This window comes from Hymenobacter jeollabukensis, from assembly GCF_005771675.1.
GTDB classification, from domain to species: Bacteria; Bacteroidota; Bacteroidia; order Cytophagales; family Hymenobacteraceae; genus Solirubrum; species Solirubrum jeollabukense.
In genome coordinates, this window is sequence record NZ_VAJM01000020.1 from 14,839 (window position 1) to 28,111 (window position 13,273).

General features: G+C 67.6%; 12 protein-coding genes. 2 read left to right on the forward strand and 10 right to left on the reverse strand.

Annotated elements, in window-relative coordinates; all coding sequences use genetic code 11:
* Positions 1-104: 104 nt before the first annotated feature.
* From FDY95_RS24940 to FDY95_RS24950, 3 genes are all read right to left on the reverse strand, one after another.
* The gene (locus FDY95_RS24940; protein WP_138082288.1) at positions 105-368 is read right to left on the reverse strand and encodes a hypothetical protein; all 264 of its coding nucleotides are present in this window, start codon (positions 366-368) and stop codon (positions 105-107) included.
* 282 nt (positions 369-650) lie between these two features.
* Entirely contained in the window at positions 651-1,070 is a 420-nt protein-coding gene (locus tag FDY95_RS24945; protein ID WP_138082290.1) for a hypothetical protein, read from the reverse strand.
* A 55-nt stretch (positions 1,071-1,125) separates the two neighbouring features.
* Positions 1,126-2,784, reverse strand: coding sequence for an MFS transporter (locus FDY95_RS24950; RefSeq protein WP_171025849.1), 1,659 nt, complete (start codon positions 2,782-2,784; stop codon positions 1,126-1,128).
* Positions 2,785-2,957: 173 nt separating this feature from the next.
* On the opposite strand from FDY95_RS24950, the gene FDY95_RS24955 reads away from it, so the two are divergent.
* A complete protein-coding gene (locus FDY95_RS24955; RefSeq protein ID WP_138082294.1) occupies positions 2,958-3,299 on the forward strand; it encodes a carboxypeptidase-like regulatory domain-containing protein in 342 nt (113 codons plus the stop codon).
* Between the two features lie 139 nt (positions 3,300-3,438).
* On the opposite strand, the gene FDY95_RS24960 is transcribed toward FDY95_RS24955, so the two are convergent.
* From FDY95_RS24960 to FDY95_RS24970, 3 genes are all read right to left on the reverse strand, one after another.
* Positions 3,439-4,203: a PPK2 family polyphosphate kinase gene (locus tag FDY95_RS24960; RefSeq protein WP_138082296.1), complete on the reverse strand. Its 765-nt coding sequence runs from the start codon at positions 4,201-4,203 to the stop codon at positions 3,439-3,441.
* Positions 4,204-4,268: 65 nt separating this feature from the next.
* Positions 4,269-4,634 (reverse strand): CZB domain-containing protein, encoded by a 366-nt coding sequence (locus tag FDY95_RS24965; protein WP_138082298.1) that lies wholly within the window; start codon positions 4,632-4,634, stop codon positions 4,269-4,271.
* Between the two features lie 15 nt (positions 4,635-4,649).
* Complete coding sequence (locus tag FDY95_RS24970; RefSeq protein ID WP_171025850.1) at positions 4,650-5,948, reverse strand: PAS domain-containing protein; 1,299 nt, start codon at positions 5,946-5,948, stop codon at positions 4,650-4,652.
* Between the two features lie 197 nt (positions 5,949-6,145).
* Between FDY95_RS24970 and FDY95_RS24975 the strand changes: the two genes are divergently transcribed.
* Positions 6,146-8,149 (forward strand): hypothetical protein, encoded by a 2,004-nt coding sequence (locus FDY95_RS24975; protein ID WP_138082302.1) that lies wholly within the window; start codon positions 6,146-6,148, stop codon positions 8,147-8,149.
* An 81-nt stretch (positions 8,150-8,230) separates the two neighbouring features.
* Here FDY95_RS24975 and FDY95_RS24980 read toward each other — a convergent pair whose 3' ends face one another.
* From FDY95_RS24980 to FDY95_RS24995, 4 genes are all read right to left on the reverse strand, one after another.
* Positions 8,231-8,647: a hypothetical protein gene (locus FDY95_RS24980; protein WP_138082304.1), complete on the reverse strand. Its 417-nt coding sequence runs from the start codon at positions 8,645-8,647 to the stop codon at positions 8,231-8,233.
* A gap of 147 nt (positions 8,648-8,794) precedes the next feature.
* The gene (locus FDY95_RS24985) at positions 8,795-10,555 is read right to left on the reverse strand and encodes a M56 family metallopeptidase (protein WP_171025851.1); all 1,761 of its coding nucleotides are present in this window, start codon (positions 10,553-10,555) and stop codon (positions 8,795-8,797) included.
* 29 nt (positions 10,556-10,584) lie between these two features.
* A complete protein-coding gene (locus FDY95_RS24990) occupies positions 10,585-10,965 on the reverse strand; it encodes a BlaI/MecI/CopY family transcriptional regulator (RefSeq protein ID WP_138082308.1) in 381 nt (126 codons plus the stop codon).
* Positions 10,966-11,149: 184 nt separating this feature from the next.
* On the reverse strand, positions 11,150-13,261 hold the full coding sequence (locus FDY95_RS24995; protein ID WP_138082310.1) for a M13 family metallopeptidase: 2,112 nt from the start codon (positions 13,259-13,261) through the stop codon (positions 11,150-11,152).
* Positions 13,262-13,273: the final 12 nt, after the last annotated feature.

Genomic DNA, 13,273 nt, shown 5'->3' on the forward strand with positions numbered 1-13,273 from the left:
AAAGGTATACGCGACCCGGCAGTTCGCGGGGCAGCAGCCGGCCAATAACAAACCGCGCCGGCTACCCCTGGGGCAACCGGCGCGGCAGCGCAGCATGGGCGGCGCTAGTTGTTGCGTACGGGCGGATCGACGGTGATGACGCCCTTGGGCTTGCGGCGGAACAGGCCGCGGTTGGTTTTCTTCTGCTTGCGGGCCTTGCGCTTGGCTTTGCGGGCCTTGGCCTTGTGGCGGTAGTAGCGGTAGCGCGGCCGCGGAATGCCCTGCGTTTCCAGGGCGGTTTCGGGGGCGGCGGAAGTGCTGGCGGCTACTTCGGCGGGGTCGAGCACGGCCAGGAAAATGCCCAGCCAGAGAACAAAGAGTCTGTACATACGAAGCTCAGGGGAGTGGGCCGCCGAAACGGTAAAAGTACCTGCGTGCGGAAATAGTCCTACTGTTGGTCTTTCCCAACATAAAAGTAATGAATTCAACTGGGTGAATACTACCTACGGCAAAAACCGCTGCTGGGGTTGCCAAGGCAACCGGGTTAGGGCGTTTTTTATTGTTGAGCCGCTCAAAATGAAGATAAATTCAAGGTATGAAGCGGCTTGATTCCCGAATAAGTACCAAAGATCTGCGCGGCTGAAACGCTGATACGCTGGCTTGGCCGCCGATTACAAGGGCTGCTCCAGCAACCACGCCGCCGCGTCCGCGTCGCGGTCGAAGGAGCGGTAAGTCAGAGGCAGGCCCTGTACGCTGGTGGTAATGTAGGCCGTGGCCAGGCGCGTGAGCACCTGCGGCGACACCACCACGGCCCCGAAGCGGTAGCCGGCCTGCTGCACGGCCCGGGGCAGCCAATGCCGGGCCACCCACTCCTGCTCCTGGGTGGTGAACGGCGGCATTTCCACCTGGTTGATCAGGATGCGGCCCCAGCCATGCTCCCGCAGCGCCTGGGCCATGTGCTCGAACAGGGCCTGGGTATCGGCCAAGCGGCGGGGGCCACGGCTCCAGTGTGCCCGCAGGAAGCCGGCCGGGTCGAGGGACAGGGAGCCGGCGGCGTTGGCAAAGTAGGGGCTGGGAGCAGCAGGAAGCATCGGCGCAAAGGTAATGAGCCCGCGGCCGGGGCCGCTACCGGGCGGGCAAACGGGGTCATTGCTGGCCCTGCAGGTCTTCGGGCGGGGTGGGCACTTCCACGTTGGGCGTTTGTGGAAAGGCTAGGAAGTGCGTGACGCGCGGCGGCTCGGGACCCTGGTGAAACTGCAGGACCTGGGCCTCCACCAGCAGGTCTTCGCGGGTGAATCGGTGGTGCTGGCGCTGATGCTCGCCCCAGGTGGCCACGTAGAAAAACTCGGTAATCTGCTCGGGGCGGGCCAGGTCGGTGAACACGCCGGCGCGCAGGGCGCCGTCGCGCAGGCGCAGGCGGGTGAGCGGGCCCACGGCCTGCCGGAACGCGGGCTGCGCGGCCACCGGCACGTGGTACTCCACCATCACCACCACCGGCCCATCGTCGGGGTCGACGGCGCCGTGCACCACGGGCTCGGGCCAGTGCTCGGCGGGGGCCAGGTCGAGGTCTTCGGCGGCGCGCATGGGGAAGGGCAGGGCCAGCAGCAAGCTCAGCAGCATCCAAGCGGCGGCGCCGAGCAGGGAGTACTGCAGACCCACGCGGTCGGCCAGCTCGCCCCACACGATGCTGCCCAGCGACAGGCCGGCCTGAAATACCAGCATGTATATGCTCACCACCCGCGCCTGCACCCACTTGGGCACGTGCAGCTGCACGGTGGTGCTGAAGGCCGTCATCGTGAGCAGCCAGGCTACGCCCGAAAGGAACATCACCGGAAACAGCCCGTACTCCGTCGGCATCAGGGCCAGGCTTACGTTGGTGCCCACGAACACCAGGGCCCCGAGCAGGGCGCGCTGGTTGAAATTCAGCCGCTGGCCGATGCGCCCCACCAGAAAGGCCCCGGTGATGGCGCCCGCGCCCAGCCAGGAAAGCAGCACGCCGTAGGAGCCGGACTGCAGGTGCAGGCGCTGGGCCGTCACCACCGAGAGCAGGGCCCACATGGCCGCCGCCCCGAACGAAAACGCGAAGGCCCGCACCAGCACCGCGTAGATGGCCGGGGAGTACTGCACGTAGCGCAGGCCGGCGCGCAGGGCCCCGGCAAAGTTTTCGGCTGGCCCGATGGCCTCGGGCTGCACGCGCCGCCAGCGGTACACCACTATCCAGGTGCCCACGAACGACACGCCGTTGAGCAGAAACACGTAGCCCGGCGAGTAGTAGGCAATGATGAGCCCGCCCAGCGCCGGCCCGATGGCCCGGGCAATGTTGTTGCTGACCCCGTTCAGGGTTATGGCGAAGGGCAGGATGGGTCGCGGCACCAGCTCGGCGGGCAGCGTCTGCCACACCGGCGCGTTCAGGGCCGAGCCGATGCCGAGCACAAACGTGAAGCCCAGCACGCTGAAGGCCGATACCTGATTCGAGAGGGTGAGCACGCCGAGCACAAAAGCCACCACGCCCATGAAGCCCTGGGTGACCAGCAGCAGGCGGCGCCGGTCAATCAGGTCGCCAAGGGCGCCGGCGGGCATACTGAGTAGGAAGGCCGGCAGCGAGGTGGCGGCCTGCATCAGGGCCACCAATAGGGCCGAGGTGGTCAGCGTCGTCACCAGCCACACGCCGGCCACGTTCTGCATCCAGGTGCCCACGTTCGACACCACCGAGGCCAGCCAGATGGCCCGGAACATGGAAATAGCCAGCGGCGACCAGAGCGTGGCCGGGGCAGGAGGAGAGGAAGCAGCAGTGGAGGTCGACACGGACATAGGGCAGCACGGCCCCGCGCCGGGTGCGGCTCGGGGCAACCCCTGCGTACGGGATTTGCCCGCGCCGGGGTGAGGCCAGCGGCAAATGAGCGGCCGCCGGTAATGATTTCATAATTAGCCGCCCGGCTGCCGGCGGGGTAGCTTTGGGCCGTATCAGCCTTTACTCCATGCGTTGTGCCTTCTTCCTGCTGCCGATTATCGGGCTGGCAACGACCTGCGCTGCGGCTCAGGCGCCCGCGCCGCGCCCTATGCTGAGCGGGATGGTGGTCAACGGGGCCCGACAGCCGCTGGCGGGGGTGAGCGTACTGGTGCGCGGCACCACGCAAGCCACCAGCACCAACGCCGAGGGCCGGTTTCTGCTGCCCGACCTGCCCCGCGGCCCCATCACGCTGCGCTTCGAGCTGAGCGGCTTTGTTACCACCGACGTGGCCGTGGCCGATACCGCCCGTGCCCCGCTGCAGGTGCGCCTGCTCTCGACGCGCCCGCCGGTGCGCGCCCGGCGCAACTAAGGCCAGCGGCCAATTGCGGCACGACGGGAGCTGCTGCCGGCGTCCGCGTAGTGGGCGCAGCGCTGCCGCTTCGCCCTACCATGAGATAAAGAGGAAGCTGCACCGCACGGCGCTTCGGGCCTCATCCGCAACGGTACCGCTACGCCGGCCGCTCGGCCTTGGAGGCCGGAAAATCCGGGTTCATCTGCGCCAGGGTGTCGCGCAGGGTGGCGGCCACCACGTAGGCCTTGTACCAGTTCTGGTCGGCAGGCACGATGTGCCAGGGCGCCTCAGCGGGGCTGCAGTGGCGAAACACGTCCTCGTACACGGCGCGGTACTCAGGCCACTGCTGGGCTTTGTCCTCGTCGCCGGCCTCGTATTTCCACTGCTTGGCCGGGTCGTGCACGCGCTCCAGCAGGCGCTTGCGCTGCTCCTCTTCCGAGACGTGCAGGTAGAACTTGAGAATGGTAGTGCCGGCCTGCTGCAGCAGTTGCTCGAAGTCGTTGATGCGGGCAAAGCGGCGGCGGGCTTCGGCGGCGCCCACCAGCCCCAGCACGCGGGTAATGAGCACGTCCTCGTAGTGCGAGCGGTTGAAGACGTGAATCATGCCCTTGGGCGGGGTGCGCTGATGAATGCGCCAAAGAAAGTCGTGGGCCAGCTCGTCGTGGGTGGGCTCCTTGAACGAATGCACCTCCACGCCCTGGGGATTCAGCCCGCTGAATACGCTGCGAATCAGCCCGTCCTTGCCGCTGGCGTCCATGCCCTGCAGCACGATGAGGATGCTGCGGCGGTTTTCGGCGTAGAGGCGCTCCTGCCAGGTCACCAGCTCCTGCCGGATGCGCTCCAGCTCGCGCTGGGTTTCGCGTTTGTGAAAGCCGGCCGGGGCGCGGGTCGTCAGCTGGGTCAGGTCGAGGATAGGAGTCATGCCGGGGCGGCGCGTCAGGTGCGCCCGATGTCGCTACGCGCCCGGCCCCGAAAAGGCTGCGCCGGCTACACCACTTCGCGCTCCAGCGTGAGCAGCAGCGCGTCGATGCGGTCGGCGTAGGTGTTGACCTGGTCGAGGCCGGCGCGGGCTTCCTCGATCTGGCCGCGCTGGTACAGGCGCACCAGGTCGCGGCCGGTATCGAGCAGGCGCTGCAGCTGCGCGTCGATCTGCGTCACCTCGGGCCGGGCGCCGTACTTGGGCTTCACCACCGCGTCGAGCCACTGGCCCAGCGGGTTGTCGGCACGCGCAAACAGGGCCGAATCGGCCTCGCGTACGCCGTAAAGCACCGAGCGCAGCCGGGATTTGAACAGCACCTGCTTGATGCGGGCCTGCTGGAAATCCAGGCTGGTAATGTCGAAGGCCAATGCCATTGAGGAGGAGGGGAGTTAGGCGCCGGAATGAGCGGCCGGGCCGGCGCCATGCAGGCGCTCCAACACCTGACGAGCCCGAACAAGTTCAGTTACGTCGAAGGCAAAGCAGAACAACCCCACTACCTGCCCGTTCTCGCGGAAGGGCTGGTACACGAAATTCAGGTAGATGGGCTCGGCCGCGTTGTCCACGGTCAGCGGCACTTCCTTGCCATAATACGGCTCGCCGGTCTGGTACACCTGGTCGATCAGCTGCTGGAAACCCTGCTCCGCCGCCTCGGGAATGGCCTCGGCCACCGGGCGCCCCAGCAGCTGCCGGCCCGGAAACAAGGTCTGCTGGTACCGCTCGTTCACGAACTCGAAGCGGTGCTCCGGGCCGCGCACGATGGCAATGAGGGCCGGCGCCTGCTGAAACAGCTGCAGGAAGGTTTCGCGCTGGGCCACGGCCTGCTGCTGGGTGGCGTAGGCCTGGTCGGAAAGGGCGGCGTGCTGCTCGCTGGCGGCCAGCAACTCCTGCACCAGCTGCTTCTGGTCGTGAATGTCGGTGGCGCTGCCCACCCACATGGTCGTATGGCCGGCGTCGTTGCGGCGGGGCACGGCCCGGGCCAGCACCCAACGGTACTGCCCGTCGTGGCGGCGCAGGCGGTACTCAGCTTGAAACACATCGTGCCCGGCCAGGGCCTGCGTCCAGGCGGCGCTGAGGGCCGGCGCGTCGTCGGGGTGCACCAGGGTAGTAGCCGTTTGTTCCATGGACTGATCCAGCAGGTCGTAGCCCGTAAACTGCCGCCAGCGCGCGTTGAAGTAATCCGCGTGGCCGTCGGGGCGGGTGGTCCACACCATCACAGGCAGGGCCTCCAGCACAAACTGCGCCTGGGCCTGGGCCTCGGCCAAGGCCTGCTGCATCTGCTGGTTTTGCTGCCGGGCCAGCTGCTGCTCGGTCACGTCCTCGGGCGTCTGCAGAATGTAGAGCAGCTGGCCGTCGTCGTCGAGAATGGGGTGGTGGGTGAGCTGCCAGTAGCGCACCTCCGTGCCGCCGCCCTGCGCGGCGGGCCGCTCCAGGTCGTAGCGCAGCAGCGCCATGGTGTGCGGGCGCAGGGTGCGGCGCACCTCTTCCTGCGACTCGAACAGCTCACGCTGGCTTTCGGGGGCCGAGGGGTAGGCCTCGAAGATGCTGCGGCCAATGCCCTGCTCGCGCGGCAGCATCGATACCCGTTGGTGGGCGTCGGAGTTGTCGAGCACGGTGCCATCGGCCGCCAGCAGCAGGAAATTGCCGGGCAGGCGGTGAAACAGGCGGTGGTAGTCGAGGGAAGCGGGCATACGTGAGCGGGGAAGAAATGCGCGGGCAGGACTAAGGTAGCAGGTGCCGCCGCGGGCCATTGGGCAGCCCGGACAAGCAATTGCTTGCCACATACGGCCGCGGGGATGGTGCCGTCGAGCTTTCTTGGAAAAACCTTGGCAATAAGCCGAATAATGCAGACGTTGCAGCAGTTCCTACCTCTTATCCCCGGCCCGTTATGCTCCGACGCTACTCCCCGTTATTGCTGGCCCTGGCCCTACTAGCCTGCGCCCGCCCCGACGATTCCGCCCTCAGCCGCACCGGCCAGCCCGGCCGCCCCGCCGCCTTATTGCCCGATTCGTTGCCGGTGCCCGTCGCGCCGGCAGCCGCCACCTCTACGGCGTCGGCAGCCGCCACCGCTACGGCGTCGGCCGGCCCCCCCGCGGCACCGGCCGACGCGGGCAAAGCGCAGGTAGCTGTATCCGACGAGTCGTCCGAACGCCCGGGGCCAACGGCGCCGGCCGCTGTCGGCAAGGAGTATAGTCGCCGCTCCAACAGCCTGGCCGCCGTGCCCGAAGCCCCGGCAGCCCGCACGGTAAAAGCGGCGCGCCGCGCCAGTGCATCCACCGCTGCCCGCCGTGCCGGGCGCCGTCGGCCGGCGGCTGCGCTACCGCAAGCCGTAGCCAGCAGGCAGGCTGCCGAAGCCGACGAATCGTCTGCAACGCGGCCGGTAGCCACTGTAGCCGCGCAGACAGGGTCCGCCGTGGGCGTTTCCACGGCCCTTCCCGAACTTCCGGCGCAATCCGGCGCTCCGGCGGCCAGCCTGGCCGCTGCCAATGCCGAGCTACTGCCCGAAACCGCCTGGGCGGGCTTGCCGGGCGTCCCCACCCAGGTATTTCGGCTGCAGACGGCTCTCGACACCGCCGTGGTGGGCGTGCGCGGCACCACGCTGGCATTGCCGGCCAATGCCTTTGCCTACGCCGACGACCCCGAAAAAATCGTAGCCGGCACCGTGGAAGTGCGCCTGCGCGAGTTTGTCACCGTGGCCGATATGGTGCTGAACCAGCTGCACACCGCCTCGGGCGACAACCTCCTTGAAACCGGCGGCATGGTGCAGCTCACCGCCCGCACCGCCGACGGCCGCCCCTGCCAGCTGCGCCCCGGCGCCTCGGTGCTGGTGCGCCTGCCCACAGCCCAGCCGGTGGCCGGTATGCAGCTGTTCAAGGGCGTCGCCACCTCCACCGGCCGCGTCGATTGGCAGAGTCCGCGCCGGGCCCTGCGGCCGCGCCAGCTGCGGGCCGGCGCGCCCGTGTTCCGGGCGGGCGTGCCGCTGCGCATGTTTCTGCAGAAGCGTCTGGCCTGCTCCGACGCCACGCTGCGCGAATTGCGCCGTAGCCCCCAGCGGCTGCGGCGGAAGATGTGGTACGAAGGGCAGCGCGTACGCGTGTTGGCTTACTGGAAAGCCGTTATCGTGCTCGACTCGACGGGCCGGGCCCGGGGCGTGCGGCAGACCGCGGCGCCCACGCCCGAGCTGCGCGCCACCGTGGAGCGCGCCGTGGCCCAGCTGCCGTCGTTCATGCCCGCCTACTTGCAGCCCCCGGCCGAAAAGCTGCCGCGCCAGCGCCGCCGCAGCCTGGGCGTGAAGCCGCCCCGCCTGCGCACCCGCAGCGTGGTGCCCGTGTGGCTGACGGTGACCAAGCGCGGCCGGGTGCTCGTCAAAACCGACCGGGGCCGCCCGGTGTACCCCGCCGGCATCGAGGACCCGGAAGCCGCCGGGGCAGGCGTTGCCCGGCAGCGCGTGAGCAAGATGAGCGAGCAGGAGTTGGCGGCGCTGGAAACGCGCCAGCTGGGCGGCTACCTGTTCACGGCCTCCGCCCTGGGCTGGATGAACTGCGACCGGCTCATCCGGTCCAACGAGCCCAAGGTCCTTTTCACGGTGCGCGACACCCAGCCCGAAGACCTGGTGTGCCTGGTGTTTCACAACCTGCGGGCCGTGCTGAGCGGCACCTCTTCCGGCCGTCACCACGAGTTCCGGCAAATTCCGCGCGGGGAGCCCGTCACGGTGCTGGCCCTGCGCCGCCGCGGCCCCGATTTGGAAATGGCCATGACGCAGACCACCGTCGCCGGCTCTTCGCTCGACGGCCTGCGCTACCAGCCCGTCACGCCCGCGCAGCTGCAGACGGTGCTGCTTCAGCTGGACAAAGTGGGCCAGCCCGGCGCCGGCAGCCTGAGCAGCCGCTGATAAAGCAAACACAACGGCCTCGGCCGGACGAATGAGCACGTGCGCTTATTCGTCCGGCCGAGGCCGTTTGATAGTGGCAGGTTACCGCTGCGCCACCAGCCAGCGCACGGCCTCGCCCTCGTCGGTAAACTGATTCACCGAGCAATTGTCGCCGTGGGTGTGGGGCAGGGGCGGCAGTGAGTCGTCCTGCACGTCGTCGGCCTGGTGCGGGCCGATGAGGAAGGCCAGGTACACGTGCCCGTTGAGGTGCTGGCGCAGCGTGGGGTAAAACACCGAGGTGAGCCAGTGCACGTCGCGGGCGTCGACTTCCACCCGGCGGCGGGCATCGATCAGCCAGCGGCGGCAGGCGTCGCAGCCGCCGGCGTAGCGCAGAATTTCCTGGTAGCCCGCCCGCAACTCGTGGGAGCCAACGGGCCGCGTCCAGCGGGCCGTCACCAGGCCCAGGTCGGGGCGGTGCTGCAACAGCAGGTAATCGGTAACGGAAACGGGTGCCGTCATGCGCAGGAGGAGAGGGCCAGATTCAAGAGCACTGTGCCCCACCCTACGCAGCAACACTCGTTTGCGTTATCGACGGACCGACCAGAGCCGGATTGTCCTCACAAAGCCAGCGGCATAATTAAGCCGGGTGCACCGCGGTCGTCTCCACTAACATTGGTCCTTCGTCAGAAACCCAGGGTAAAGCAGGCCGGAGGAGGTCGGTTTCCCGGCTTTGGGGCTGGGCTTGGACTGTTCTATGCCGTGCTGGCGGATGAATTCCTGCACCGCGGCCGACTGCTCGTTGGCCTTGGTGACGACTATAATAACGTCGTGGGTGCCGATGTTCTGAAAGGCGTAGCGCTGCCGGGCTTTATCGTTTTTCATCACCCACATGCTGCTGATGGCTGCGGGCTGCAGTTGCTCCACGGCCGCCTTGTCGGCTGGCTGGCCGTCGAGGAAGTACAGCGGGGTGTTTAGGTCCTTGTCCAGGGTACTCACCAAGCCGTCGACGGGGTCGGGTTGGGCTTGGGCCGCAGGCTTCGTGGTGGTCACCATGACCAAACCCTTGCGGCTGGCCTCGCCGAATTTCTTGGCCGGCCCGTCGGAAACGGCAAACCCGCTGACGGTGCCGGGGGGCAGGGCGCGCAGCTGCGCCGCCGTGGCGGGCTGCTGGTCGATGAGCACCAGGCGTCCCCCAATTTCCTCGTCCGTCAGGCCCTGGCCGTCGAGCACTTTCCGGTACATGGCTTCGGTATCGGTTTTGTGCTTTTCCAGCACGGCCGGGTCGCCCAGCTTGATGCCGTACTTGGCGTTAAGCGCCTGCACGGCCGGGGTGTTCACGCCGGCTTTGGTGAAGCCAAACGCCAGCCCGTCGTCGAGGCGGCTGCCGTAGTCGCGCCGCAGGGCTGCGAGGTCGGCGCCCTGGTTGGGCTTGGTGCCCTTGTATACGTGCAGGGTCAGCAGGTTTTCTTCCTGCGCAAACACTTCGGCTTCGGTGGAGGGGCGCCCGTCGAGCAGGTAGGTCATCTTATCCAGGGCCCGGGCGGCGCTGGCGCCGGGGCGGGGCTGCGGCACTTCCGAGGCTTTGGGGGTGGCGCAGGCGGCGGCCAGCAGCAGCAGCAGGCTCAGGCCGGCGGCGTAGCGGCTCAGCTGCCGCGGCGACGATTCGGGGGTGTTCATCATTTGAATGCGGTTTTTAAGCGTGATAAAAGAAAAAGGCGTGGCAAAGGCCGGGGCCGCGCCCAGGGTGCTCAGGCGCAGCAGGCTGTACTGATAGGTTTTGGCCGGCAGGGCACTTTCGCGCAGCACGGCCGCATCGGCAATGAACTCCAGGTTTTCCTGCACGGCCCGCAGCCACAGCCAGGCGGCCGGACTGGCCCAGGCCAGCGCGCGGTGCAGGTGGGCCAGCAGCGTATCGAGGCTGTGCAGCTGCCGCACGTGCACTTGCTCGTGCAGCAGCACGGCCGGCAGCTCCTCGGCCGGGTGCCGGGCCGGATTCAGGTAGATGTGCCGCCCAAACGAAAACGGGCTGATGGGCGCCGCCACGGCCCGAAAGACGCTGCCCGCCGCCCGGGCCGGGCGGGAGCCCCGGTGCAGCCGCCACAGCGCGGCGGCCTGTACCAGCAGCAGCAGCAGCAGCAGGCCCGCGCCCGCGCCGTAGCCCAGCCACCACCACGTTTCGGCCGACACCGGCGCCGGTCCGGCCGCTGCGGCTGTCGGGCCGGCGCCGTCCAGCAATTGGGGCAGTAGCCGGGGCCGGGCCGCGGCGGCCGGGGCCGGGCGCAGACTCAGGGCGCTCAGGTCGAGAGCGGGGTAGAGGGCCGCCAGGGCCAAGCTGCCGAGCAGGTAGCCGCGGTTGAGGCGGTGAAAGGTGAGCTGGCGCAGTGCCAGGTAATACACGCCCAGCAGCAGCAGCAAGGCTAGCTGCATCTGAACCAGGTAAAGCAGCGCGGCGGGCATCATGACTGCGGCTTTTGCGGATTAGACCCGTCCTCAATCATGCGCACGATTTCCTTGAGCTCCTCGGCGCTGATTTTCTGCTCTTTGGCGAAGAACGACACCAGCTCCTTGTAGGAATTCTTGAAATAGTCGCCCACCAGGGTGTTCACGAAGCGGCGGCGGTAGTCCTGCTCGGCCACCAGCGGGCTGAAGCGGAACACGTTGCCCAGCTTTTCGCCGCGCAAGTAGCCCTTGCGTTCCAGGTTGCGCACCGTGGAGGCCAGGGTGGTGTAGGGCGGGCGCGGCTCGGGCAGCTCTTCCAGCACGTCCTTGATAAAGCCGCCGCCCAGGCGCCAGAACGCCCGCATGGCGTCCTCTTCGGGTTGGGTTAGTTTCTCCATAACTGGCTATTACGATTTGTTCGTAATTCTACGAATGTTTCGTAATGATGTGCGTATGGAGTCGAAATATTTTTTTGCGGGTAAATAAAAAAGGCGCTCTGCGCGGTGCAGAACGCCTTTTTATAGTCAGGCTGAGGGTCGTGTCATGCCTCGCGTGACGTAGCTGACGGGGCCGGGCCCCGGCCTACCAGATTTTGGCCCGGTCCTGCTCGGCGCGCACCATCTTCTGGCTGGGCTGGCAGCCGAAGGCCTGGTAGAATTCCGGCATGTTCATCAGCGGGCCGATGGTGCGGTACTGGCCGGGGGAGTGCGGGTCGGTCAGGATTTGCTGGCGCAGGGCTTCGGGGCGGATGTTGGTGCGGCGCAGCTGGGCCCAGGCCAGGAAAAAGCGCTGCTCGGGCGTGAAACCGTCGATTTTGGGGCGCGGGCCGGTGCCGTAGGTTTTCTGCAGCTGCTTCTGCAGGGCCCCGTACACGATGGTCAGGCCGGCGAAGTCCGCCAGGTTTTCGCCCATGGTCAGCTTGCCGTTCACGTGCACCGAGTCGAGCGGGCTGAAGGCGTCGTACTGGCGGCCCACCACGGCGGCGCGGCGGTTGAACTCGTCGTTGTCCTGCTGGGTCCACCAGTCGCGCAGGTTGCCGGCGGCGTCGTACTGCCGGCCCTGGTCGTCGAAGCCGTGGGTCATTTCGTGGCCCATCACCCCGCCGATGGCTCCGTAGTTCACTGCGTCGTCGGCGTCGGGGTTGAAGAACGGGGGCTGCAGGTAGCCGGCCGGAAACACGATTTCGTTCATCGGCGGGTTGTAGTAGGCATTCACCGTGGGCGGCGTCATGCCCCACTGGTTGCGGTCGATGGGCTGGCCGAGGTGGCGGGCTTCGTCGCGGAAGTCCCACTGGCGAGCCGCCAGCAGATTTTTCAGGTAGGACTCGCGCGAAATGGTCAGCGCCGAATAGTCCTTCCACTGGTCGGGGTAGCCGATTTTCACGCGCAGGGCGTTGAGCTTTTTCAGCGCCTCCTCTTTGGTGGCCGGGCTCATCCAGGTGTTGGTCTGGATGTGGTCGGCCATCGAGGCTTTCACGTTGGCCACCATTTCCAGGGCCTTGGCCTTGGCGCGGGGCGGAAAGGCCTCATCGACGTACAGCTGCCCAAAGGCTTCGCCGAGGTAGTTGTCGGTGGCGGCCAGCATGCGTTTCCAGCGCACCGTCTGGGTTTTGGCCCCGCCCAGCACCTGCTGGAAGCGGAAGGCTTCGTCGACGTAGGCCTGGGGCAGGCCGCTGGTGGCGGTGCGCACGAGGTGCCAGCGCAGGTAGGTTTTCTGGTCGGCCAAGGGCTCGGTCTGCACCAGCTTGTCGGCTTCGGCCAGGAAGGCGGGTTGGCCCACCACCACGTCCTTGGCCGCGCCCAGCTGCAGGGCCCCGAGCAGGCGCGGCAGCTCCAGGTGCGGGTACTTTTTGGTGGCCTCGGCCACGGTCATCTTGTTGTAGTTGGCCTGCGGGTCGCGCAGCTCCACGCGGGTGCGGGAGGCGCGGGCGAGGCGCGTTTCGAGGCGCTCCACCGCCTCGGCGTTTTTGCGGGCCGTGGCCTCGTTGTCGCCGAGCAGCTGGAAGGTGTTGCGCAGGTAGGTGCGGTAGGCCTCGCGGATTTTCTTGCTCCGCTCGTCGTCCTTGAGGTAGTAGTCGCGGTCGGGCAGGGTGAGGCCGCCCTGCGACATGCCCACGATGTACTGCGCGGAGTTTTTCTCGTCCACCTCCACGCCGATATTGAAATAGGTACCGATCTGCAGCATTTTCTGGTGAGCCAGCGCGTCGAGCAGGGTGCGGCGGTCCTTCACGGCGGCCACGCGGGCCAGCTCCGGCTGCAGGTACTTCAGGCCCGCGGCTTCGATGGCCACGGTGTCCATGGCCGAGGCGTAGAAGTCGCCGACTTTCTGGGCGTTGGAGCCGGGCGCGGCGGCGCGGTTGGCGGCGGCCGCGTCGAGGATGCGGCGCATCAGGGCCTGGTTGCGGTCCTGTAGCAGGTTGCGCGGGCCCCAGCTGGAGGCGTAGCCCGGAATGGGATTGGCCTTGAGCCAGGCCCCGCCAGCAAACTGGAAAAAGTCGTCGCAGGGCGCGGCCGTGCGGTCGATATCGGCCACGTTGATGCTCAGGCCGTGCACCTCGGGCTCGGGCGCGGGTGCCGGGGCGGTAGTGGCGGTTGGCGTAGTGGTGGAGGCCGGGGGCGCGGAGGCGGCGCAGCCGCCGAGGGCCAGCAGGCCGGCGGCCGTGGCCAGGCGGGGCAGCAGGGTAAAGGTGTTCATAGGCTCAGGGAA

What these genes read in the sequence shown, in the direction of transcription:
- FDY95_RS24960 (WP_138082296.1), bottom strand. Translation starts at nt 4,203, where the DNA reads ATGACTCCTATCCTCGACCTGACCCAGCTGACGACCCGCGCCCCGGCC.
- FDY95_RS24975 (WP_138082302.1), top strand. Translation starts at nt 6,146, where the DNA reads ATGCTCCGACGCTACTCCCCGTTATTGCTGGCCCTGGCCCTACTAGCC.
- FDY95_RS24990 (WP_138082308.1), bottom strand. Translation starts at nt 10,965, where the DNA reads ATGGAGAAACTAACCCAACCCGAAGAGGACGCCATGCGGGCGTTCTGG.
- FDY95_RS24980 (WP_138082304.1), bottom strand. Translation starts at nt 8,647, where the DNA reads ATGACGGCACCCGTTTCCGTTACCGATTACCTGCTGTTGCAGCACCGC.
- FDY95_RS24940 (WP_138082288.1), bottom strand. Translation starts at nt 368, where the DNA reads ATGTACAGACTCTTTGTTCTCTGGCTGGGCATTTTCCTGGCCGTGCTC.
- FDY95_RS24995 (WP_138082310.1), bottom strand. Translation starts at nt 13,261, where the DNA reads ATGAACACCTTTACCCTGCTGCCCCGCCTGGCCACGGCCGCCGGCCTG.
- FDY95_RS24965 (WP_138082298.1), bottom strand. Translation starts at nt 4,634, where the DNA reads ATGGCATTGGCCTTCGACATTACCAGCCTGGATTTCCAGCAGGCCCGC.
- FDY95_RS24970 (WP_171025850.1), bottom strand. Translation starts at nt 5,948, where the DNA reads ATGCCCGCTTCCCTCGACTACCACCGCCTGTTTCACCGCCTGCCCGGC.
- FDY95_RS24945 (WP_138082290.1), bottom strand. Translation starts at nt 1,070, where the DNA reads ATGCTTCCTGCTGCTCCCAGCCCCTACTTTGCCAACGCCGCCGGCTCC.
- FDY95_RS24955 (WP_138082294.1), top strand. Translation starts at nt 2,958, where the DNA reads ATGCGTTGTGCCTTCTTCCTGCTGCCGATTATCGGGCTGGCAACGACC.
- FDY95_RS24985 (WP_171025851.1), bottom strand. Translation starts at nt 10,555, where the DNA reads ATGCAGCTAGCCTTGCTGCTGCTGCTGGGCGTGTATTACCTGGCACTG.